General features: G+C 45.6%; 16 protein-coding genes and 1 pseudogene. 13 read left to right on the top strand and 4 right to left on the bottom strand.

Features of this window, described 5'->3' with window-relative positions; translation table 11 throughout:
• The first annotated feature begins 3 nt into the window (after positions 1–3).
• The 6 genes from I2H74_RS02600 (at position 4) to I2H74_RS02570 (ending at position 7521) form a co-directional block, all read left to right on the top strand.
• Positions 4–732, top strand: a complete 729-nt coding sequence (locus I2H74_RS02600) for a copper amine oxidase N-terminal domain-containing protein (protein WP_324253976.1) — start codon at positions 4–6, stop codon at positions 730–732.
• A gap of 14 nt (positions 733–746) precedes the next feature.
• A complete protein-coding gene (locus I2H74_RS02595; protein WP_195571379.1) occupies positions 747–3536 on the top strand; it encodes a hypothetical protein in 2790 nt (929 codons plus the stop codon).
• 136 nt (positions 3537–3672) lie between these two features.
• Positions 3673–4200, top strand: coding sequence for a hypothetical protein (locus I2H74_RS02590; RefSeq protein WP_195571377.1), 528 nt, complete (start codon positions 3673–3675; stop codon positions 4198–4200).
• Between the two features lie 2 nt (positions 4201–4202).
• On the top strand, positions 4203–4424 hold the full coding sequence (locus tag I2H74_RS02585; RefSeq protein WP_195571376.1) for a hypothetical protein: 222 nt from the start codon (positions 4203–4205) through the stop codon (positions 4422–4424).
• A 905-nt stretch (positions 4425–5329) separates the two neighbouring features.
• Positions 5330–6919, top strand: coding sequence for a 23S rRNA (uracil(1939)-C(5))-methyltransferase RlmD (rlmD, locus tag I2H74_RS02575; RefSeq protein WP_195571372.1), 1590 nt, complete (start codon positions 5330–5332; stop codon positions 6917–6919).
• A gap of 23 nt (positions 6920–6942) precedes the next feature.
• Positions 6943–7521, top strand: a complete 579-nt coding sequence (locus I2H74_RS02570; RefSeq protein ID WP_195571370.1) for a DUF4256 domain-containing protein — start codon at positions 6943–6945, stop codon at positions 7519–7521.
• Positions 7522–7799: 278 nt separating this feature from the next.
• Here the strand turns inward: I2H74_RS02570 and scfB are convergent, their stop codons facing one another.
• Both scfB and scfA read right to left on the bottom strand, forming a co-directional pair.
• Positions 7800–9179: a thioether cross-link-forming SCIFF peptide maturase gene (gene scfB, locus I2H74_RS02565; RefSeq protein ID WP_195571368.1), complete on the bottom strand. Its 1380-nt coding sequence runs from the start codon at positions 9177–9179 to the stop codon at positions 7800–7802.
• A gap of 170 nt (positions 9180–9349) precedes the next feature.
• Positions 9350–9499 carry a six-cysteine ranthipeptide SCIFF gene (gene scfA / locus I2H74_RS02560; protein WP_195572109.1) on the bottom strand — a complete coding sequence of 50 codons (150 nt, stop codon included), beginning with the start codon at positions 9497–9499 and terminating at the stop codon, positions 9350–9352.
• A 240-nt stretch (positions 9500–9739) separates the two neighbouring features.
• Between scfA and I2H74_RS02555 the strand changes: the two genes are divergently transcribed.
• The 7 genes and pseudogenes from I2H74_RS02555 to I2H74_RS02525 all read left to right on the top strand — a co-directional run bounded on the left by I2H74_RS02555 (position 9740) and on the right by I2H74_RS02525 (position 21844).
• Positions 9740–10204 carry an NUDIX domain-containing protein gene (locus tag I2H74_RS02555; protein WP_229106294.1) on the top strand — a complete coding sequence of 155 codons (465 nt, stop codon included), beginning with the start codon at positions 9740–9742 and terminating at the stop codon, positions 10202–10204.
• Positions 10205–10392: 188 nt separating this feature from the next.
• A pseudogene (locus I2H74_RS02550) lies at positions 10393–10563 on the top strand (DUF6157 family protein); the annotation flags it as partial.
• A gap of 369 nt (positions 10564–10932) precedes the next feature.
• Positions 10933–11742 carry a class I SAM-dependent methyltransferase gene (locus tag I2H74_RS02545; protein ID WP_195571364.1) on the top strand — a complete coding sequence of 270 codons (810 nt, stop codon included), beginning with the start codon at positions 10933–10935 and terminating at the stop codon, positions 11740–11742.
• Between the two features lie 217 nt (positions 11743–11959).
• The gene (locus I2H74_RS02540; protein WP_195571362.1) at positions 11960–12598 is read left to right on the top strand and encodes a TetR family transcriptional regulator; all 639 of its coding nucleotides are present in this window, start codon (positions 11960–11962) and stop codon (positions 12596–12598) included.
• Between the two features lie 2 nt (positions 12599–12600).
• Entirely contained in the window at positions 12601–13173 is a 573-nt protein-coding gene (locus I2H74_RS02535) for a GNAT family N-acetyltransferase (protein ID WP_195571360.1), read from the top strand.
• A 33-nt stretch (positions 13174–13206) separates the two neighbouring features.
• Entirely contained in the window at positions 13207–13575 is a 369-nt protein-coding gene (locus I2H74_RS02530; RefSeq protein ID WP_195571358.1) for a DUF4180 domain-containing protein, read from the top strand.
• Between the two features lie 445 nt (positions 13576–14020).
• Positions 14021–21844: a cadherin-like beta sandwich domain-containing protein gene (locus I2H74_RS02525; RefSeq protein WP_195571357.1), complete on the top strand. Its 7824-nt coding sequence runs from the start codon at positions 14021–14023 to the stop codon at positions 21842–21844.
• A 249-nt stretch (positions 21845–22093) separates the two neighbouring features.
• Here I2H74_RS02525 and I2H74_RS02520 read toward each other — a convergent pair whose 3' ends face one another.
• Together I2H74_RS02520 and I2H74_RS02515 are read right to left on the bottom strand one after the other, a co-directional pair.
• Complete coding sequence (locus I2H74_RS02520; RefSeq protein ID WP_195571355.1) at positions 22094–23131, bottom strand: hypothetical protein; 1038 nt, start codon at positions 23129–23131, stop codon at positions 22094–22096.
• 303 nt (positions 23132–23434) lie between these two features.
• Positions 23435–24688 (bottom strand): MFS transporter, encoded by a 1254-nt coding sequence (locus tag I2H74_RS02515; RefSeq protein WP_267490702.1) that lies wholly within the window; start codon positions 24686–24688, stop codon positions 23435–23437.
• Between the last annotated feature and the right edge of the window lie 105 nt (positions 24689–24793).

Genomic DNA, 24793 nt, shown 5'->3' with positions numbered 1-24793 from the left:
GTTGTGGTAAACGGAACGAAGATTGGATTTCCAGATGCGAAGCCATACTTAGACAAAAATAGTCGGGTGATGGTACCTGTCCGATTTGTAAGCGAGGCGCTGGGAGCCAAGGTAGATTGGGATGAGAAATCGTCCAAGGTTACCGTGAAGCAGAAGGATAAAACCATTGTTTTATTCATAGGAAAGAAAGAGATTGACGTCAATGGAAAGAAGGATCAAATGGACACGGTGGCGGTAACGAGCAAGCAAAGAACGTTTGTGCCGCTTCGGTTTGTGAGCCAAGCACTTGGAGCAGCGGTAGTATGGGATAGTCCTGTTCGTACGGCCTACATCAATACTAACGGAGAAGCAGCATCTAAGACAGAAACGGAAATTGTAGGTGGGCTAGTCGTTCCAAAATGGAAAACACATTCTGATTTGATGGTATATGAATCTGATCCTTATCCTTATCCGGGGGTATGGTTTGAAGTGAACTTACTTCGGGCAGATGTTGATAAACAGATTGAAGATTTAGCTATTATTCTTTCGCAGAAATGTGATCCTAAAACAGTTGATGAGTTAGTCAAATATATAAAGCAAAAGGATGAGCGTTGGGAGTATCTAGCTGAGAAATATATATATGATGAACGGAGCAAGAGATACTTATGGGTTAACGCGACTGAGTATGAAGGAATTGATATCTTATTTGTATCAGTTGAAAAGTCTAAGGTGTGGAAAGAACAAGAGGGGTAATACTGGAGGGCACCATGAAACGAATTGTAGCTGTTATTCTAGTGCTGATGTTTATGAGTCAATTAGTACCTCCTAGTTTTGCATTAGACGAGCAACCGGATATAAGCACACCAGAAGAAGCAATCCAATTTGCCAATCAGTATATGAATGACTATATGAATTACAAGGGCATTTACTTCCATATGAATTCAAAAAAAGGGAAACCCTTAAATAAGGAACTTGCAATGAAAGGTAACCCAGCATTTGAAAACTTGCCGATATTTGTATATGGGGATGCAAGAGCAGGAGCTATAGAAGGGACAAAGTATGGCAATGATAAGCGCGTGGAAGACAGCAATAACGAGCTGAGAGCTTTAGGCTTCTCATATACAGATGAGCCATATCCGAATCCAAAGTTTCATATCGATAATGTAACGTATGTTCGAAGATGGATTAAGGATCCTTGGGATCTTCCTAGTCAAAAAGAAAAGCAGATAAAAAAAGAACTGCTTCCAGATAATCCGAGGGATAACCATACAACTCAGTGGTTGGAGTATACGCCTAACCAAGATTCATCTTCATACAGTGTAATAAATCAATGGGTAAAAGATAGAACATTTACACCAAAAAAAGTACAAGATATGACAGGAGACCCCAAGTTCTTTAACAAAAACATAGAAGGACTTCCTAAGGTGTTAATGGACAACCCTCAGGACTATGTCTACATGATTCAGCCTCCAACCTATTATTCTTGGGGCGTAGGCATTGCTTTCTATTATTTTGGTGGTACTGGCTCTGACAATATGGAGAAGCCGAACAACTATTTATACTATCAATATTTTAGATACAAGCCTTTTATTTTGTTAGCGGATGATCTCATGGCAAGATTTGAGAAGCTTCCTACTAATACTGTAGCAGGAGAACCTGTGTCGGTTACTGTAACAGTCAATTCCACCTTTAAAGAAAATCAAAAAACGGATTATAAATGGAACATAAAAGCAAAGGATGGAAGCCCTCTGGATGTGGTCTATTCCGGTCATAGCAGTAACGAGAGCGGCGAAATTACGGTTCCCGGGAAAGAAAAGGGAAAAGGAGAGGTTGTGCTTCAGGCATCCTTTACGATGCCGCAGAGCGATGTTACGGTAGCTTTTTCTGTCAATGACAAAAAGAAACCGAAGGAACTCTCCTTTGACAACAATAAATTGAACTCTGCCCCTGACGCGATTAAGCTGATGAAGCCAACTCCACCTAGCAAAAAACAGTATGATCTGGATTATAATGTATTGAGCAAAAAAGTGGAATTTGGTCTGAACAAAGGCCAGGGAAGCAGTGCAACTCTTACACTCCCGCGGGGAAGATGGTCAAGCAACGCTACAGGAAATTTGAATATTTCCAATCGCATGCCAGATCTATTCCGTAATTTCGAAGTATTGAACAATCCGCCTGTTAACGATAGTGCAAATCCAGTGGTTAGGAAACCGCTTATACGGACGACATTTACAAGACCTGACTTTGGCGATAACCCTGTTAACAATCAGTGGCTGGATTGGGCAAACCCGTATACGCCTAAATCGAGATCGGGTCAAATTTCCTTCAATGGAGAGGTGTCTAGAGAGTACGAATGGGTGGAAACGATATGCTCTACCTATACGGATGAAGAGGGAGAAGAGCATACGTCTTGTCATGACTATACTCACTCTGGAAGCACCTCCGGCAGCTTTATACCAGGTTCAGATGAATTAACCGTAAGGGCTTTTATTTATAACGGAATGGATAAGGTGCCAGAGCCGCAAATGGAAAACAAGGTTGTTCCGAATAGTTCCTCAGCAGCCAAGAAGCAATTGTGGTGGAAAAATGAACCTTACCCATATAAAACAGTCCGTTGGATGGCACACGAGGATGCGAGTGGACAGCTCAATGATTGGACGCAAGTGAATGGGAAGTATGAGCGTGAGTTTACCCATCAGGCAAAAGGGGAGATCGCTTGGACGGTAAATACTTCGATTAAGAAGGCTTATCAGCAAAGCCGTGATGCGGCAAGGAAAAAGCAAAGTGTCAAGAGCGAATATGACCATGCCGTGTTTGCGACAGACAAAGAGCTACAAAAACAAGCTTATCCTATCAAATCCGGATATTATTTTAATCCTGAAGGCAAATATACGCTGCGTGTTGAGACGACGACTTACAAACAATCGGAATCCCCAACCAAGGATCATGAGGATTTGGTGGATGAGTTGGTTCGATCCTTCAACTATGAGACGAATTTGGTGTACATTAACCAATCTGGACAAGCGGTGAATCTGAACGGAGAGATATTGAGCAAACGAGGATCAAGCATTCCTGTGCCGAAGGCGGGTCAATTGAACCATAGTAAGACGGCAGGTGTGAACGGTACAAAGCTGCTTCATATCGAAAAGAAATTTGACCTAAAGAGCAAAGAAATTCCCTACACGCATACAAGCACTGGATTTATGCATTCCTTCTGGAAGATGGTACTTGAAGGATACTCGGAATCTTCCACGCAAGGAAAAATGGACAACTTCAAGTACCGTGAATATGTAAAGTCGGATCAAAAGAAAATGTATGAGCTGACTGAAGTTACGGAAGTGACATTTGAGCTCAATCCTTCCCATCTAAAATTATATACGCACGCCAATATGCCGAATGGTGAATACTATGTAAAGACAACCATTGGAGACATTAGCTTGGCTGCTTCATCACATGCCTATAAAACGTTGGGTAAAATTCAAGGTGTAGACATTAATGCTGAAAATACCATTAAAGTAACGGTAGTTGGTTCCATGTATGATGATTTGAATAATTAACAACAATCATCCCTCATTAGGCAGTTGAGCTGTCTGATGAGGGATGATGACTGTATTCTTATATATTTGAGTTGAGAAAAAAGGATAGCGGGGTAAGGAAATGATGTTAGCCCAACTGAGGAGTTTATGGTTTCTAGTGAATCTGTTGCCATTGATCGCCCTTTTTGGATGTGAGTCGCAGTCAAATAAGTATGTGGCTGCTGCCAAGAGAATCGAAGAAGCTTTGCAGCAAAAGTATGGAGAAGGATTTGTCGTAGAAAAGATTGGCGGTGGGTTCGGAACGGTTAACAGCAATACGATCAAGAGCATGGCAAGTCCCAAGAGCGATCCAACCATCAAATTCCAAGTGGAGATCACGAAGGATCTGGAGAAGGTTTACGACAAGTACTTGAATGAGATTGTGGCGCAATCCAATATCAAGCCGATTGAGGAAATGGCTCGAAAGTTTTGGAGCGATGCGAAGATAACGATAACGAATGACACGGTGTGGACGTATCCGACTCATGTGGATAAGGATATAACTTATGAGGAATTTTTGAAGTTGTATCCATCAAATTCTCAGCTAATTTCTATTTTTGTGAACGGCGTAAATTACTTTAATGAAATAGATGAGATGGATGAAGACACTGAGATAAAAAAATATAATAAATTTCGGAATTATTGATTGTGAGCAAAAATATGCAAACGGGATTTAATGTTTATTACCTAACTTCTGATGCATACAAACGTTTCGAAGAATTAAGAAGTCATGATTCAGAGGTGACATATTTATATGATAAAGAAGAACAAGATAATTTAAGAATGAATATCTTGGCGATTAATGGAACTTTCATTTCTAATGAAGGATCGATAGAAGATACTGAAAGTGATATAAAAAAAAACTTTTGATGTTTGGAAAGACAGATAGTGGTTTGAAATGAGAAATATCTCAGAAATAGAATTTCAAAAGTAATCCCCATTCGTCTACTTGGATAAAAAAATCTCGGAAAAATACAAAAAAATAGAAAAAGTCTACAATAAGACTAATTCAATAACCATAAACGACCTTTCTGAAAACTACTCCAATGACCCAGAAGGACAAGCATTTTTTATGAGCGGTTCCCGGAGGATCTGGAAAAAGAAGCGAAATGGATCAATGGGTTGGAGTGCATAATGAACGGAAGCATCATGTGCAAATGAAGTTCTGGAAGATTACGAATGTTCAACCAAACATAATCCCTCTTACTAAGCGGCAATGCTGTCTTATTAGGAGGGTTTTCAATTTATATTTGATTTTTCTCTTGTTCAAGCTCGTTTGGAGGAAATACACTGATCTCATGGCGATGTAAATAATTACTATTCACATCAAATGGAGTTTAGCAGATGAACAGAGAAGAATGGGAATAACAGAACGGACATCAAGGCGGTGTACTGTGATTTACGAGCTCGTTTGGTTCTGGCAAGATCACCATTGCCAGTGCGGCTGAAGAAGGCATTGTTCTGCTTACCATTATATACGAGGACTTCATAAGAAATTATGAGGATAAGGTTCGAAAAGTATTCTAATCCTTGAGGTCCTTGCTGAACAAGTCGGTGTCACTTCATCACGATATGATCGATTAGCGGATGAGTTGTCTGAGGAAAGGATGCAGTGCTTTCGCGAGGAATGTCTGCAAAATAATGAGAGCTTGGTTTGATAGCGTAAAAGGGAAGGCTTAAAGCCTGAAATAGCATTTTCAACCTGATGAATTGGGGAAATACGTTCTCTATGTTATATTGAAAGGTAGTCAATAAGAAACGGAGAGAACAAAGATATGGCACAGCAAGAGCAGCGGCCGAAGCAGCGGCCAACAAGCCCAACGGCGAGCAGCAGGCATCAACCTGAACGTAAAGCAGCAAACACAAAGCCTGCTAAGAAAAATAAGGCTTCTTCGTTTGAACGCGAAGATAAAGGCAGCCATCAAACACATACAAGTGTGAAAAAGGCCAATCCAACGGGGAAGCCTTCCTATAAAGCAAGAGGCGACAAGGCTAGAGGATCAGCGGAAGAAGTTCGAATAGGTGACCGCATCGTGGTCACGATTAAACGCATCGGGATTAATGGTGAAGGCGTGGGCTACTATAAGCGTAAAGCGGTCTTTATTCAAGGTGCGCTTAAGGATGAGGTCGTCAAGGCCAAGATTACAAAGGTGGAATCGACTTATCTTCACGCTGAGCTAACCGAGATTGAGAAGCGGTCGCCAGATCGTGCGGCACCGCCTTGTCCGATTTACGAAGCATGCGGCGGCTGTCAGCTTCAGCATATGACCTATGAGGCGCAGCTTAGAGCAAAGGAAGAGATTGTGAAGGAGTCGTTTCAGCGTTATGCAGGGATTGAGAATTTGCCAATGCGCCATATTATTGGCATGGATGATCCTTGGCATTACCGCAATAAAGCGCAGCTTCAGGCAGGCATGGAGGGCCAGAAGATCATTACGGGACTATATGCTGCAGGCTCTCATCGCTTGATTGACATCAGCGGATGCACGGTTCAGGATCCTGTTGTTAACCAGGTGATCGAACAAGTGAAGCAAATTCTGACGGAGCTTCACATTCCGATCTATGACGAGCGAAGAAGAGAAGGCGTCGTCAGAACAATTGTCGCCCGAATTGGTCGTGCATCTGGTCAAGTGCAGCTAACCTTCATTACGGCGACAGACCGAATCCCTGATGTAAAGCGCTTAGTGGATCGTATCCGCATGAAGCTGCCGCGAGTAAGCACGATTGCACAAAATATCCATAAAGAGAAATCGTCTCTCATTTTTGGCGATAAAACGATCATTCTATGGGGAGAAGAACGCTTAGAGGAGGAACTTGGTGAGCTTAAGTTTGCCTTATCACCTAGGGCCTTCTTTCAGCTCAATCCCGAGCAGACGGTAAAACTTTATGATAAAGTGCGTGAGGCGGCTTCCTTAACGGGGAATGAACTTGTCGTTGATGCCTACTGCGGTACAGGCACGATCGGCCTATGGTTAGCACCGCAAGCGAAAGAAGTCCGTGGCATTGAGCTTATTAAGGAAGCGGTTCTTGATGCGAGAGACAACGCCCGCGCCAGCGGAGTGGGGAACGCCCGTTTCTTCGAGGGGCATGCCGAGAAGCTTCTGCCGGAGTGGGTGAAGCAAGGCCTTGAGCCAGATGTTGTTGTCGTCGACCCGCCGCGTACAGGGTGTGAGCGCTCGCTTCTGCAAGCGATTGTAAAGGCGCGTCCGAAGCGGCTTGTCTACGTATCCTGCAATCCATCCACATTGGCAAAGGATTGCAAGGTGCTGCTCGATCAAGGCTTCACATTGGAGTGGGTTCAGCCAGTGGACATGTTCCCGCAGACGTCACATGTGGAATGCTGTGTACTGCTCACTAGGAAATAAGAGAGTTGAAAGGAGAAACGATCATGACAAATAAAAATGAAATCGGCAATAAGGAGCTTTCGCCAGAACAGCGTGAAGGACTTCTTAAAGCTTTGAAAGAGCGTTTCGAGAAAAATATGGCCCGCCACGAAGGCCTTGAATGGGCAAACGTACTTGCAAAGCTTGAAGCAAATACTGAAAAACTGTGGTCGCTCCATGAAATGGAGAACACGGGCGGTGAGCCGGATGTTGTTGGTCATGACACGGAGACGGACGAATACATCTTTTATGATTGTTCAGCGGAAAGCCCTAAGGGCCGCAGAAGTGTTTGTTATGATCGTGAGGCACTAGAGTCAAGGAAAGAACATAAACCAAAAAATAGTGCTGTAGAAATGGCAGCTGACATGGGCGTCGAATTGTTAACGGAAGAACAATACCGTGAACTTCAGAAGCTTGGCAATTTTGATTTGAAATCATCGAGCTGGGTAGTCACGCCTTCTCATATTCGAAAACGAGGTGGGGCCATTTTTTGTGATCGCCGCTACGACACTGTCTTTGTGTACCACAATGGAGCAGAATCCTACTATGGTGCAAGAGGTTTCCGTGGCTCGCTAAGGGTCTAGCCAGAACGCCAGCACTCCGCACCTGTGGCATGAATATCGCTGATGGCGCGAGTTCATATACCTCACCTCATAGTGAAGATTCGGTGTGCATCTTTACTCCCCAAGAAAGAGTGTTATTTGTTGGTGATGCTGTCGGAGTAGATTATTAAAGTAATTCAGATTCAGATCATATACAGTGGTATAAAGCGCTCCGCTAATCAAGCAATAATAGCGGTTAAGCGGCAGGGCAGTAAATAGGAAAGAGGGGTCTTATGCCCCTCTTTTGCATTTTCTAGCCTCTATGCTTCATTCGCTTCCATCTCTCGAATCGTTTCAGCAACTTTTGCCATCATGGAGCACTCAACCCGCTTACGGAACACATCACAACTGAATTCGTAAATTCCGTTGATCGAACCTGTCGCATGCAGAGCATTGGCAGGACAGCCGCCGCTGCAATAGAGTTTAGCCCAGCAATCCTTGCATTCTGGCTTCGAGTAGCAGTTGCTCTCCTTAAATTGACATTGCAGCTCAGTTCGTGTAATGCCATCCCAGATGTTCCCCATGCTGTACGCTTCATCCCCTACGAACTGATGGCAAGGGAACAGCTCACCCCAAGGTGTGACTGCGAGATATTCTGTGCCTGAACCACAACCAGTGATTCTCTTCTGAATGCAAGGGCCTTCCGACAGATCAAGCATGTAATGATAGAAAGTAAATTCGCTTCCTTGCTCACTGCGCTTGATCATTTCCTTGGCGAGAATTTCGTACTGATTGTAAATCTCCGGAAGATCCTTCTCGGTTAGGGCGTATGGCTCCCGTGGGTCGCAGATGACCGGCTCCATCGAGATTTTGTCGAAGCCTAGATCCGCGATATGGAAGATGTCATTGGTGAAATCAACATTGTTACGCGTATAGGTTCCTCGAACGTAATATTCCTGATCGCCACGCTTTTTGATGAACTCCTGGAACTTCGGTACGATGTGATCATAGCTGCCTTTGCCCGTAACGGTTGTTCGCAGCTGGTCATGAACCTCTTTTCTTCCATCGAGGCTCAATACAACATTGTACATTTCCTGATTTAAAAATTCGGTGATCTCATCGTCAAGCAGCATTCCATTTGTCGTGAAGGTGAAGCGAAAGGTTTTATTGTATTCTTTTTCCTTGCTTCTAGCATATGCAACAATCTGTTTGACCACTTTCCAGGCCATAAGCGGCTCCCCGCCAAAGAAGTCGATATCCAGGTTGCGATGATGGCCAGAATTCTCCAACAAGAAATCAATCGCACTTTGCCCGACCTCAACGCTCATGATGGCGCGGTCACCATTGTACTTCCCTTGGCTCGCGAAGCAATAATCACATGATAGATTACAGGTATGCGCAACATTAAGACAGAGCGCCTTAACGAATGTTTTTCGTTTCTTTAGCTGATCAGATAGCTTCTCGTACGGATCTTCTGTGAACAGCTGCCCATTTGTTTTGAGTTCCTCGACTGCTGAGAGGGTCTCTCGAATGCTGTCCTCCGAATAGTGCTTTTCCTGCATTAATCGCAGGATTTCTTCGAGAGTTGTATGTTCATAGAGGGCAATGATCTCATATGCTAGGTCATCAACAACATGCACCGAACCACTATAGGTATCCATTACGATGTTGTATCCGTTCAGCTGGTATTGATGAATCATAGGGCGAATCAAGCTCCTTTTGCTTATAATTGCAATAATGTTCCCATATAAACAACTTCGCCGTCCTCGTAAGGACGGCATTGTTTAACGGAAAATTAGAAAAGTTCCGTAGAACGTATACAACGATAAATCACCGCTCGCGGCCTATGCGCAAGCGGTAACGTTCATGTTTATCGGTTCATTGCGTTTTCACAACGCTGGTTGGCAACACCGCAGGAAGTCTTGCAAGCAGATTGGCAAGATGTTTGGCATGCGCCGCATCCGCCATGTTTTGCTGTATCCATCAGTTTGCGTGTGCTTAGTGTTACAATTCTTTTCATCATAAATAACTCCTCTGCCATTTCATTGTTATAATTAAATAACGGTACTACGTTGAACTATCGTAGCAGCAACTTTGGATGTGCAACAATCAAAAAGGTCACACATCGTCATATTGTCATATTTTCACATAAGCGGTGCTCCTCGACTTAGGGGGAAGTTACGACAAAAGATTATCAAGCGTTGATAATACTACATGTTGAGTAGAAACGATCGTTAACATTGGTATGGAGGTTATGGTCATGAATGACATGGAGCTTAGGACATGGACAAAAGAAAGGGTGGTATTTCCTCGTGTAGGGGTAGGAGCTGTTATTATAAATGATCAAGATGAGATCCTGCTGGTGCTTCGCAATCGCAATCCGGAGAAAGGGATGTGGAGCATTCCCGGGGGTAAGGTAGACCCTTATGAATCTCTTGAACACTGCGTCATGCGGGAAGTCCAAGAAGAGGTAAACCTTGAGGTTGAAGTAAAGGGTTTGCTTTGCATGGCGGAGACGATTCGACCCGAACATGAGGAGCATTGGGTGTCGGCCATATATGAAGTAGCCGTAAAAGGTGGGGAAGCCCAGAATATGGAGTCGGAGGGGGCCATTGCTGACCTGAAATGGTATAGCCTCGATCAGCTTCCCGTTAATCTTGCTTGCTTTTCAATACCTGCGATCGAACAATTGCTGAACCGAAGCAAAGGACTTTCGAAGTGTTAAATGCAAAGCGGTGTAGCCGTTAGTAGGCAAGAATAACCGTTGTTTCATGAGAGCTTCTTTTCATGGATTAAAAAGAGACATGTTGATTAGAGCAATCTTGTTTTTGCTAAAATGATAGTGTGAGATGAACAGGAGGGCTGTAAATGGGGGACTACAATACCTTTATTACGGCATAGTTCTTTTCCAAGCCAAAGGCCTGCCTGAGAGCCTCGCCTTTAGTGAAAAAATACGGCTGGGGACTGCACTATGATGCAGAAGGAAAAATTGCGATGTTTGGCGCAGAGACATCTCAATATCAAGAACTGAGCAAATCAACCAATGATAAGGTGCTGATGGGAATGCGAAGCAAGCGAGCATAGCTGCTGCATAACTATTCGCTTCTCGTAATTGACAAAATGGATTCGTAAATATATAATGTGTTAAATTTATCGGTGAAACGCGTGGAATGGGAGTATTAAGGATAATTTGCTGTGTAAGAGAGCTGTCGGATACGGTGCGAGACAGTCAGCAGTTTCCCCAACTCACCCAGGAGTGGAAAGGCGGAAAGCAGTACGTCTTTACGGCTAGCCCCCGTTATCAGGAGACATGAGGAATCGGATGAAGGTTTATGTCAATCGATTCGAATAAGAGTGGTATAGCGAAGGTAGAACCTATCGCCTCTTTGCAGGCGGTAGGTTTTTTGTTTTCTTTGGTGAATAACAGACTATTGATGAAAGGTGTGGCGACAGATGAAGCCGTTAATCGATTATTACTCCAGCTTCGATGAATGGGGCAGACTGGAGCGGGAGCCATTGGAGTTTTTCATTAACTGGCACTATATGATGAAATACTTGCCTTCTCAGTGTCATGTGTTGGACAATGGCGCAGGTCCTGGAAAATATTCGATGGCGCTCGCGAAAGAGGGTTATCGAGTGACGCTATCTGATGTGACACCTAGATTGGTTGAAACGGCGCAGGAGAAAGCAGCGGAGCTTGGCATTGAAGGACAATTCGATGGATTCCATATATTAAATGCTGTAAAGCTTGCTGGCTTAATGGATAACCTTTACGATGCATCACTTATGTTAGGACCTCTTTACCATCTGCAGAAGGAAGAAGAACGGATTCTTGCTGTATCTGAGCTTCATCGAGTTACAAAGCCAGGAGGCATCGTATTCGTTGCCTTCCAGAGCCGAATGCGAATGACGTTGACATCGTTACAATTGCCTAGGCATTGGAGACCTCATGATTCAATGGATGCGATACAAGCTTTTCGCAGCTCGGGGGTATTCAATCATGCTGATTCAGGACGCTTTACCAGCGCCTATTATTTCGATCTGGAAGAGATCACCCCTTTTATGGAGAGCCATGGATTCCAAACGATACAGCTTATCGGCTCCTCAAGCATTGGAGGCTTATTAAGTCAGGAGCAGATTATTTACTGGGAAGAACGAGGCGACTACCCCAAGCTGCTTGATCTTCTTATTGAACTCGCACAGGATCCGTCTATATTAGGCGTTTCCTCACATCTTCTTTATATAGGTCTAAAGAATGCTTAATATCAAAGCTGCTTTTATACCTCTATCACCTGGTCGAGTATGGACTGATACAAGTTTGCTTGATGAACCTAACAATAGTAGAACCAGATATGGATCGAGAATTAAGCCTCAAGCAAGGAAGTTTGCCATTCCTTGCGACTTGAAAACGACAAGCGTGTCGGTTATAATCATGTGTAAATAAAAACGACATGTATGTCGTTTATGGTAGAGGTGAGCGATGGCACCCGTTGTAAGCGAGGATTATAAGGAGAAGAAGAAGTTGGCCCTGCTTCAGGCAGCGAGAAGGGTGTTTGTCAGAAAGGGCTTTATTCAGACCACCATGCAGGACATCATCGACGAAGCGAAAGTGTCGAGGGGCGCCCTGTATGCATACTTCAGCAATCTGGAACATGTGTATTTGGAACTTCTAAGAGTGGAAGATCAGCAGGATTTGCTGTATTTTGAACCAAGCGATTCAGGTTCGTCATGGGAGCAGCTTCTGCATTGGATAAACGACCAGCAAGTTGGCTTGCAAAATGGTAGAGAAACGCTAGTCAGAGCGAATTCAGAATTCTTCCTTTCCATTCAAGATTCCAAAGAAAAGGAAAGCCTTACCTACATCGCTCGAAGATATGAGCGCATAATAGAAGCCTTGACTGTCTTTATCCAGCGTGGCGCCGCGAAAGGGGAGTTCAATCCCCGCTTACCAGCCGACTCGATCGCGCGCTGCTTCGTATCTTTTATGGATGGCATTCTATTGAATTCGTCTCATCTTGGAGCAGTCTATATTAAAATACAAGAACAGTTGGATGCACTGGTTGTCACGCTGGAAACCTTACTATGTCCTGCAAAGCCAGAGGAAAGGACGGAGAAGTAAGCATGCTATTTGAATCCTCAAGACTATATCTTCGCAAGATGACTGAAACGGATGTAGAGCAATATCACCAGTGGCGAGACGACATGGAGGTCATGAGAACAACAAATCCTTTTCTGGACCGGGTTTCCTTTGACGATACGATACAATTTGTCACGCAGGTGGTTATGGGATCTACCTCATCGAAGAACTATATCATTGTAGATAAAGGAACGGATGAGCCAATTGGCATTACCGCGCTGATTCAACTCGATTATAAAAACCGCAATGGCGAGTGCATTCTTGAAATCGGCAATAAAGCATATTGGGGCAAAGGCTATGGGACCGAGGCGCTTCAACTGCTGCTTCGTTATGCATTTCTGGAGTGCAATCTACATCGGTTATCGCTGCGAGTATTTTCATTTAATGAAAAGGCCATTCGATTATATACAAAGATAGGCTTCAAGCAAGAAGGAGTGACGCGTCAGTCGATCTATCGAGATGGGGATTGGCATGATATCATTCATATGGGAATGCTTCAGGAGGAATATCTACAATTTCAATCCACTCGCCTTGGCATTTCGAATGGACTGATGTAACATAAGCGATATGCCTGAAGGGAGAAGATGAACATGCATATCCATGTGCTGGAGAAAGATCACTATCGGACGGCTGTCATCGAAAGCGATGCAATCGTGATTCATAATACGCAGGATGCCCTCGATCTGCTTGGAAATGCCAGCTATCAGGGCTGCGACAGCGTTGTTCTTACGAAAGAACAGTTAAGCGATGATTTCTTCGAGTTGAGAACGAAGTTGGCAGGAGATATTTTGCAGAAGTTTACGAATTATCAGATGAAGCTTGCGATTGTGGGGGATTTCAGCCGTATAGAGAGCAAAAGCCTGAGAGATTTCATCTATGAATGCAACGAGGGCCGCCAGTTTGCCTTTAAGCCAACCGTGGAAGAGGCGTTAGCTTCCCTTTATGATCGAAACGAATGAAGTTCATGCTTATCACAGAGCAGCGAGAATATCGCTGTTCTTTTTTTGTTTTTGGTCATAACAAGTGCAGCAACGCGGAGGATCGAGGCAATCCTGCATCCGCATATGCTTAACAGATGTGAAGCTTCTATAAAGAGCTCAAGCGCATACATATAGATTTAGTAAAATGGGGCACTTTTACATATTCGCCATCTAGATTTTACCTGTGTCTAACATTTTATTGATAGGATTCACCTTGAACATAAACGTGGATGGCTTCTGTTCCATTGGAGAAAGCAAGGAGGGATAATCGGCAAAGAATGGTCTAATCAGCAAGCAGATCAGCAAAGGTCACAGAAGGGCAACTAGTAATGTAACACGTAATTGTGATTGACAATGTATTGTAAATGTGGACCAAATATGATTTTGCACGGTACAATCCGTGCCCACAAAAGGAGGCGCTTTCTTGTTTAAGGGTAAAGCATTCACATCTTTCTTGGCAGTATGCATGATGGCCTATACGATGATTCCGGTTTACTTCCCGATGGGAGGGAGCTTTGCTTATGCGGAGGAAGCGCTTCAAGGACCCGTAGCAGTCCCCGTTCCTTCAAAGCCAACTGGGAGGTATGAAGAAGCAGTACAGATCAGTTTAGAGAGCTCGACTGACGGAGTTGCTATTTACTATACCCTTGATGGCACATTGCCGGATCAAGAGAGCCTTCAATACGTCGGGACACCGATTACGCTGACCAAGACGACCAACTTATCCGTCATCGCGTATAAAGAGGGTGCCGCTAGCAGGGCGGCTACATACGCTTATCTAATCAAGTCGAAGGAGAAACCTCTGCTTCAATTTGTCGCGATGTCCGACATGCATGTCGGCTATGGCAAAGATGAGGAAGCCTATAAAGCACGATACGCAAGCTTCTTTGACACCATCTCCTCGATCTTTACCTCCCCGGATGCGATTCTGCTAGCGGGCGATATGATCAATGATAACGGTGGAGATAAGCAGAATGAACATCCGCTGATGCGTGATCTTGTGCAGGAGCAGCTCGAACGCAAGCAATGGAATCAAACCGCCGTCCAAATTGCTATCGGTAACCATGACTGGACCGTCGCCAAGCTAAAGGAGCATTATCCTCAGGAATGGTTTACGGATCAATCGAACGGTTACTATGAAAAGTCCATTGGCGGCTACTCCTTCTTCTTTTTAAATGGAAACAACTACAACGCAGATGCTGGGCAGCGCACCTGGCTGAAAAGCAGGTTGACGGACTTGACTGCTGATCCAGCCAATAAGAACAAGCCGATCTTCGTATCGGTGCATCAGCCTGTTTCTAACACGGTATTGGATGGACAGCAGGCCTCAAATCCAAATTTGTACACCGACCTTCAAGATTTCCCTCAAGTGATCGTCTTGTCTGGACACTCCCATTTAAACATCAATGATGACCGCTCGATTCATCAAAAAGACTTTACGTCCATCAATCTTGGTTCCATGTCGTATATTGAAACAGATCGCGGCTATTCTGCAGTAACGAATAAAGGACTTGCCGATTCACGCTTCGAATTTCCTGTTTTGCAAGCTCAATTCATCGAGGTATATGAGGATCGCGTAGAAGTGGATCGCATTGCATTCAATGCCGACCAAGGCGATATTCTTCCTAACGGCGTATGGACGGCCGCGCCTGTGCCGCCTTTTTACAGTGCAGGATCAGTGGCAGGAGAAAGCTGGACGATTGCATTAAAGGGTGAGACTAACGATGAGATTAAGCAGCATTTCACCTACACGTCCAATCATCGTAATAAAGTTGCTCCGCAATTCCCTGTGCAGACTGAGCTCAAGGTTACACCGGACGAACAGGGAGTGCCTGTCCTTTCCTTCCGTCAAGCGAAGGACGACCAATCGACATATGGATATGAGATCGTCATCAAAAACAAGCGTACAGCTCAAGTTGCGAAGACGTACAAGGTTCTGTCTGACTTTTATTTTTCGCCGATTCCTAATCGAATGAATATTCCGATGACTGGCCTTGAGGCAGGGGCAGCATACAGTGCCGCCATTACCGCCATTGACGCATACGGCAATCGAAGCAATTCCCTAACGACCACCTTCCAAACAGGTGGAGAACCGCCAGAAATAACGCCGATCGACCCTGAAACGATGTGGAAGCAGCTCGTATCGGACATGAGGTTTGAAAGCAATCTGAGCGACGAGGCCAAGGGTGCCGAGAGCATGGCTGCTAAGACCGGCAATGTCGCATTTGTGGAAGGACGCTCAGGGAAAGCAATCAGCATAGCAGCAGGCAACGGGAACTATATCGATTTAGGGAATAGAACGGATCTTCGCTTTGGCAGCGGAAGCTTTACCATTTCCTTTTGGCATCAGGGCAATCTCGCCGCTGACCAGACGGTTCAATCCAATAAGGATTGGAACTCTGGTAAAAATCCAGGCTGGTACATTGGACCAGCAGCGGCTAACAGCATGACATTGAATATGGGCGATGGCACGAATCGAATCGACGCAAGAGCGGGCAGTGTGGGCAGTGAATGGCATCATTTTACCATTTCCGTCGACCGCGAAAAGAAAGTATCGAACATTTACATTGATGGGGTCGTTAAGCAAACGACAGACCTTACAAACCTGGGTACATCCAGCATGGATACGGCTAACTCCATCGTGATTGGTGCAGATGGCAGGAAAAATTACGGAAATGCTGCAGTGACCCTGGATGATCTGAGAATATGGAAGCGAGCACTGACTGCTCAAGAGGCGAAGGCGCTGTCTGATTCCTATAAGACGAACACGCTCTATACGTTTGGGCAACTTCAGCAGCTAATCGGAGATGCCGAAAGATTCTATCAAGAAGCAGCAGAGGGCTCTACGGTGTCTGTTCCAGAAATGCTGCTGGCTGAGCTGCAAGCTCAAATCATCTCTGCCAAGTCCTTAACCGCAGAGGAAAACGAACAAGTCATCGATCAAGCCTATGTTGATCTGATGTGGGCATTGCAATCTGCAAGGGAGGGGGCCGCGTACTCCTTTATTCCAAAAGCCAATATGACGGTTGAAGCATATAGCTCCTATGCCGATAATGAGAACGCCTATCCTGAACATCTACTGGATGGCTCCTTGTCCACGATCTGGCATAGCCGCTGGCTGTCGCCTGTACCGAACTTCCCTCATTGGGTCATCTTGGATCTGAAGAATACTCACAAGATCACGGGCGTTCAGCGTACGAGCCGACTCAGCCAGACGGCAATGGAGTTTCCTAAGGATTTCGAGCTGTATGCCTCAGACAATTTTGCTAATCTTAGCGACGAGCAGTATTTGGGCAGTGGGGAAAATAAGGCTGCAGGAAGCTTCGGCAAGACCTGGAGCGGAAATGCATACAAGGATTACGTTAAGCTTGATCGAGCCGTTCAAGGACGATACGTCAAGTTTCTCGTAACAAGCACCTACAATACGCCAGACAAGACATTCACAAGTTTAAGCGAGCTTGACTTTACTGGCGAAGCTGCAGCGGCCGAACATGCGAAGCTCGTAGATTTGAAAGTAAACGGGGCGACGCTTCCGGGCTTTAAGCCAGACCAATATGAATATGCCTTACAGGTGCCTGCTGACGCATCGAAGCTGGACATTACCTATGCTACAGCCGAGCAAGATGCAACGGTTGAGGTAGCCGGTCATGACAAGCTGAAGATTGGTGAAAATATCGTCACTATCACCGTTACGGCACATGGCGAGAAGCGTGTGTATACGATAAAGGCGGCAAAGCAGGCTTCTCAAGATCATGCTCTATACTTGGCCTTTGAGAATAGCTTGAAAGACTACTCTTCGTTTGATCTAAAGTCAACAATCGTAGGTGATCCGGAGTATGTGGCGGGTCGATTGGGCAAGGCCATTCAGTTGAAGACACTAGGCAGTTCGAATAAACAGCTGCTCAACCTTGGCAAGCCTGCGGCCTTGCAATTCTCGACGGATACAAACTTTACACTAGGCTTCTGGATCAAGTCCAATCCGACTTCAGGCGATCCTGCCATTCTATCGAATAAGGATTGGAACAGCGGTTCAAATGTCGGCTATGTCCTTGCTTTGGTTGGCAGCACGCTGAAATGGAACTACAATACGCAAGGCGGAAAGCGAGCAGATGCAGAGATTCCAAACGTTGCGGATGGAAGCTGGCATCATATTATGGTATCTCATGATCGCAAGACCGGACGTGTAGACTTTTACAAGGATGGCGCACCTGTTGACATCAAGGCTGTTAACGGCAGCAAGTATCAAGGAATCGCCCATTCGATGTCGATTGAAGGACGTACTGGCACCGTCGATTCTGGATTATCCACCGTGATCGGCAATGATGGAACCAGCAATTATGATCAGACGAACCAGATTCAGATGGATGAGGTGCAAATTCTTCGCAGAGCCGTTACTGCAGAAGAGGTTCAACGAGAATATGATCAGGCGCCTCCAATCGTTGTAAATGAGAAGTTTGCGGGAACGATCAACGTTCTTGGTGCGAAGCATGCCGTTCAGGATGCGCAGGTAAGATACTTTATTGATTTGCGAACCCCTACGATGACATCTCGCATCGATAAGGTGAAGCTTGACGTATCTTATGATCCTGCTGCTTTGGAATTTGTGAGCGCCTCTCGCGCACTCGGAGTTGATTCATCTACGCCTGGCTTGCTGAAGCTGGAGCTGCAAGGCGGATATGTTTACAGCGAGACAGACCCGCTTGAATATGCCGTGTCTCGGCTGTCCGAGCTTCGCTTTCAAACACGGGCAGCACAAGGAGAAGTTGAGATCGGCGTTACACAAGCCGAGTTCTATCAAGGAAATACACAGTTCGAAACAGAGCGATTGGATGCGAACTCCATGGTAACCACGATTCACGGCAAGCAAGCAGAAGATTTGAACAAAGATGGCTATATTACAGTAGGGGATGTCGCGTTGTCAACAGGACTATCCGAGGAAGAGCAATCAACTATTGCGTCAAAAACCACCTATCAGCCATACAAGCGGGTTGTGGTGATCGGAATCGATGGAGGCGGAGCAGCCGTAACGAAGGATGCCCCTTATTGGGAGACGCCAAGCACAATCAAAGAAAAGGTCGGCGATCGATTAAAGATCCCGACGATCCGCAGGCTCATTGAGAGCGGTGCTGTAAGCTACACGGCACAAACAACATTGCCGTCGAGCTCATCTCCGAACTGGGGAGCTTTAATGAACGGAGTCGGCTATGAGAAGCATGGGCTTTATAACGATGATACAGCTAAATTCTTATATAGTGAGACATGGGAGTATGCTACTATTTTCAAAAAATTAAAAGAGTACTTGCCAGCCAATAAGTTGGCTGCCTTCGCGACATGGGGCAATATTGTCGAAGGTCATTATGAGCTGTCTGCAGGTGTGGAAGGCTACAAGGGGCTAGGCGATAAAGGAACAATAGAAGCCTTCAAGCAATATGTTGCAGCAGGAAAAGCGAAGGATACAGCGCTTATGTTCTTCCAGCTGGATGAGCTTGATGGTGTCGGGCATGGAGATGGCTTCTACACGAAGAAATATTATGAGAAGCTAACGGCTATTGATAAACATGTGGAGGCGATCTATAACACGCTTCAGGATCATGATCTTCTCGAAGATACGTTAATCATTATAGTTCCCGACCATGGCGGGGGAACAGAGAATGCCAATGGAACGCTTGGCAGCGCTACAAGCCACGGTCAGGATTCGCCGCTTGCGAAGACCATCTTCTTTGCTGCCAATGGACGTACCGTTGGGGATGACAGCGGCAACGAGAAGCTGCTTCAGGGCGGGGCAACACGTGATCTGCCGGCTACGATCCTAACGGCACTGGGGCTTCCTCCTACATTAGGAGATTCGCATGTCATAGAAGGCATGTTTACGCCTCAACCTGAGCTTAACAAGGCACTGGCCCCGACTCTGCAATGGATGAACATTCAAAGTGAAGAAACAGGGAAGACAGAAGGCTACGAAGTGTGGATGAAAGAAGCAAGCGCAGACATCCATGCGATTGAGCTGAAGGCATATGTAGGAAGCAACGCTGCTGTTCAGGCGTTCCCCGCACAAAGCGGAGTGAGAATCCTTCATCAGGAACAAAAAGACGGCATGCTTCGCATCGTTCTCTTCTCAGAAGCGGCTATTAAGGCGGATCAGCCCATTATGAAGCTTGCTTTGCCATCAGGGCATACCGTTGAGGCGAGCGCGCATCTTGTGGAAGGGATGCTAGCAGATGCTAATGGCCGAGAACTGCTCCCGAACCTCGCGGTTGATCAGAGAATCGGAACCGATACAAAGACAAAGCTGAAGGAGCTTAAGATAAACGATACGCCGATTCAAGGCTTCGATCCGAATAAGCTCGATTATGCTGTGAGCGTTCCACATGCGGTTACGGATGCAACGGTAACGTATGTGACGTATCATCCAGACGCACAGGTTGAGGTGCAGGGAGGTAAGGATCTTCAAGTCGGATTGAATGATGTCAAAGTAAAGGTCACGACTGCTGATACTGGGCCGACCATCTACAGCATTCAGATTGTGCGAGAAGGTTCAGGCGTTCCAACTCCATCCAGTCTGCTCGATTTACGCCTTAATGGAACGACCATTGTGGGCTTTTCACCGGATATATATACGTATCGAGTAACGGTGCCATACAGTACGACGGTCAGCGAGGTGACCTATGCTGCGATGAATCCAGCCGCAATTGTAACCGTACAAGGAAGCAAGGATCTGGTGGTAGGTGATAATCTTATCACCGTTTCGGTTGTGAGCCCAACGGGTGGATCATCGCTGTATTCGATCGTGGTGACACGTGAGGAAGAGCAGGCTTCGTCTAATGCGAATCTGCTTGCTCTTCAAGTGAACGGAGTCCCTATTCGCGACTTCCAGCCTGATAAACTTCAATATACTGTGGACGTTTCCTACACGACAACTGTGGCTCTAGTCACTTATGCCGCTCAGGATCCGCAGGCAGCCGTGGTGGTAACAGGAGGGGACTATCTTGCAGTAGGAAACAATACAATCACGGTTAAAGTGACAGCAAAAAGTGGCGCTGAGAACGTTTTTATCATTCAAGTCAGGCGGAAAGGGGATTCCGCTCCATCTACGCCAAGTCCATTCGTTCCTGTGAATCCTGGCCAGATGTCCGAACTCCCTAAGGATGCCGTAACGGTACCCGCCGACGCATTAGCTGGACAATCGAAGCAAATAAGCGTTCAGCTCAAGAATGAGAAGGAACGTGTTCTCCTGACCATGGATCAGCTTGCAGCATGGAAAGAGCAGGATCTATACATTCGAGGTGAAGATTATACGCTTGTTATTTCCGCCAAACAACTGAAGGCGCTGCATGACAGCTTGGCTTCTCGAAACAAGGAGGAGAGCCTTAGCATTCGAATGGTGCCTGTGGCTGATGAGAAGCGAGACCAATGGCTGAAGCGTGCGAATCAAGATCGTCATGCACAGTACCACATTGGAGGCGACTTGCTGGATGTAAGCATCTATTTCACGGATAAGACGAACCGTCAATTTGAGGTGAAGAAGCTCGAGGATGCGATGAAACTGCTTCTTGCGATTCCTAGCAAGATGGACGTTCAGCTTGCTGGAATGTATCAGTTTGCATCTGATGGAACATTCCATTACCGGAGTAGAGAGCTAAGCTTAGATAACAATCAGCTGGAGCTGGCTATTCACGAAACCAGCATTTACGGCGTGATGACGCTGAATAAAGACTATACAGATGTGAAGGAATCACATTGGGCGTATCGTACCATCCAGCAATTATCCGCTCATCATATCGTAAAAGGAGCTTCTAGTTCATCCTTCAATCCTTCCGGACAGGTCTCTCGTGCGGAATTCGCCGCATGGCTGGTTCGCGCGATGGGCTTATCTACAGAAAAAACTGCTTCTTTCCACGATGTGGAGCAGGGAGCGTGGTATGCAAAAGAGGTGGCAGCAGCTTATGAAGCGGGGCTAGTCACTGGCCGCTCGGTGGATGCGTTTGAGCCAAACAGCAGCATAACAAGAGAAGAAATGGCGATGATGCTCGTTCGTGCCAAGGAGCAGCTAACCGGGACGAAGCTGAATGCAGGTGTTGCTGCGGTCAAGGATGCTTCACAGATAAGCGCATGGGCAAGAGCAAATGTGCTTGCAGCTCTTCAAGCGGAGCTCATGCGCGGTCGTCCGGGCGAAGTATTTGCTCCAGCAGCCTTAACAACGCGTGCAGAAGCCGCACAGGCCGTATACAATCTGCTGCATGCGAAGTAAGTTGAACATGCTTTAGCTCCGATGCTCAATGTGATATGACGATTATAAAAAACCTTCCTAACCACTTTATTGTGGAGCGGAAGGTTTTTTAGATGAGCGATCTATTGGTTCAATGCTAAGGCTAAGCTTTAACGCTCCTCGTTCCGATGAGGTTGAGGCAGCTTGCATGTACTTAGGCAAGATCTAATTAGGATTTGGTGATTGTCCTTCACGCTTTCTGGTCGTTTTTCATCCAAACGTGGGGGACCACTATGACATTTGGCATTCATTCGCTTGAATGATTTTTTCCGTAACTGCCCAGAGCTCTGGAAGCAATTGCAAACCTTCGTCCGCTCGCTTCTTCAGGGCCTCATGTGACGATACACCAAGATGCCGAAGCATTTCCTCGAAGTCTGAGAACAAGCGCTGATGAATATCTGGTGCATCCGCTGCCAGGATCGTATGGCAGCGAGCATAGGTTGCGATGATCCAGAACATCGCTTCATGATGATTGCCCTGATGAATCATTGATCGGCTGCCTTCAATAGCAATCACCCGCGCCTCAGGCGTGATATCGGACCTGAACAAGAAAGGGGTTACAGACGCATTAGCCGCTGCATCAAATAGTTGTTCTAGTCGATCAACATATCTTTCGATCTGTGATGGAGATAAATGAGTACAGCCTAGCAGTGCCAACAGCTTCGGATAGAAGTCTTGAAGCCCGTGGGCAGATAATACCTCTCTTGCTGCAAGATAACGCTTTCGTACGGTAGGATTCTGTTTGTTCGCAACTAGGATCAAATGACACATGATTCCAGTAGGAAATACCCAAGCTGTCACCTGCTCATGTAAGGGCCGTTCAGGATCAATATGCTGAAGTCCTGCTTCAATGCGATCTCTTACCTTATGGCATCGAAGCTCCACCCATTCCCGTTTAGGAAATAGCTTCTCTACTTGGTCCTGCAGTCTTACAAGTCTCCCGGATGGATCGTCAATGATCGTATTTACCCGCAAGCTGCTGGCAAGATGGTAGGAGGCTAACACGCCCTCCACAGATTCCAGCTCGGGCCAGGTGAGGATGGTAACCTCCATTAAGAGGTCTTTATATCGGAACTTCCCTAGCTTCTCGCGTGGTTCACTGTCATCAATGACGAGCATTACGTCCATATCGGAGTGGGGAGGAAGCGGGTCTTCATCGGATAAATGGAGAGTCGAGCCGCTGTAGTACGCGCCAATGTAGGTTTGATTCTTTTTCCCATAGTCGTGTATCCACTCCTTCACGATCATTCTCGCTTGGCCTGTGTGCATATCATATCTCTCCTGTCTTCATGAAAGATCACTAGCTCCGAAACGATTTTTGGCTTTTTGTACAGAAATGCAGTCTTTTGATATTCTACGTACGTATAAAAAGGATGTTTTAAACAATCAAGAGGTATGTAGTGCATTATTCTTTTTCATGATCTGATCCGATCTGTATAAATCAAGAGTTGTCTTCATTAGTCTATCGTTTGTTCACAAAGAAAAGACCCTTGCGATCATGTGGTTATGCCGCGAAGGGTCAACTTTTTGATTCCAGTCCATGTATACAAAATAACCTATATGTCTGTTCGATTAGGATGTGCGTGTGATCTTTTCTCCAGCCGTATGCTGCAGTACCTTTTTAGATCTAAGCGATAACAAGAAGCAGAGGACGAGAACAATAGCAGCCATTACGTATGGATAATTGATATCGATATCAAACAACGCTCCTGCAACGATTGGGCCTGCAATATTTCCTAAGCTGGTGTAAGCAGAGTTCAAACCTGCCACATAGCCTTGCTGATCCTGAGCCATCTTGGATAGCTGTGTGCCAATTGCAGGCCGCAGAATATCGATGGACAGAAAAACAATGAAGGTTACGACTACGATTAAGAAGTACGTATGAACGAATAGGGTCAACAGTACAAAGATCCCTGCTACTAGCAAACAGCAGGAAATAACGCGTCTTTCGCCAAACTTATTCAAGATCCAGCCAAAGATGGTCACTTGGACAACAGCACCCGAGATGGAACCGAAGGTAATAATAAACGCAATATCTTTTGGCGTAAATCCGAACTTGTGATCCACGAACAGGCCAAATACTGTTTCATAATTTGCGAGCCCGAAGGACGTTACCATTACAATAATCAAGCTGATAAAGTAAGGTTCTTTATAAGACGACATCAGCTGCTTGAATAAGTTGTCCTGCTTGGTTGCGGCGGCTTTGATCTGCTGGCGCTTCTCTTCAGTAAGGGATTCAGGAAGAATGAATGCTGTAATAACTGCAGAGACCCCTGCTGCAATAGCTGCGGCATAGAAAGGTACGCGAATCCCAAACTCTGCAAGATAGCCTCCGATTCCTGGCCCAATGATGAAGCCTGTCGTAATGGCGGCATTAATAAAGCCCATTCCCTTTGCTCTTTCTTCATTAGTGGTCACGTCAGCTGCATAGGCCATAACAGAAGGCATCATCAGCGCTGCGCTTAATCCTCCAATCATGCGTGCGGCAAAGAGAAAGACCGGTGCATTGACGGAACCGAACAACCACTCGGATAGTGCAAATAGAATCATACCTGCAACGATCGTTTTCTTTCGTCCGAGAGAGTCGGATAATCTTCCTGCAAATGGTGAAAACAGTAGCTGTGTGAGAGAGAAGGCGGCGACCAGCAAGCCCACCATGCTTCCGCTGATGTGAAGCTCGGTCATATACGTAGGCATGATTGGAATAACCAGACCAATGCCCGTAAAGACAAGAAAGATGTTTAACATGAGCAGCAAGATCGCAGCTCGGTTTCGTAGTAGCAATGACATAAGATGCTCCTTACTCGTGTTCTTTTTAGAATGCAAAGCACAATCCCATTTAATACTTCAAAAATAATCCTATCTTGCAATTAATACTGAACGTTCGTTTTGTATTATGACCTGTTCATCTTACCTTAAGATAAGAATGAA

It is taken from the genome of Paenibacillus sp. 1001270B_150601_E10 (assembly GCF_015558675.1).
Taxonomy (GTDB): domain Bacteria; phylum Bacillota; class Bacilli; order Paenibacillales; family Paenibacillaceae; genus Paenibacillus_B.
This window is presented reverse-complemented; position numbering and strand designations above follow the sequence as displayed.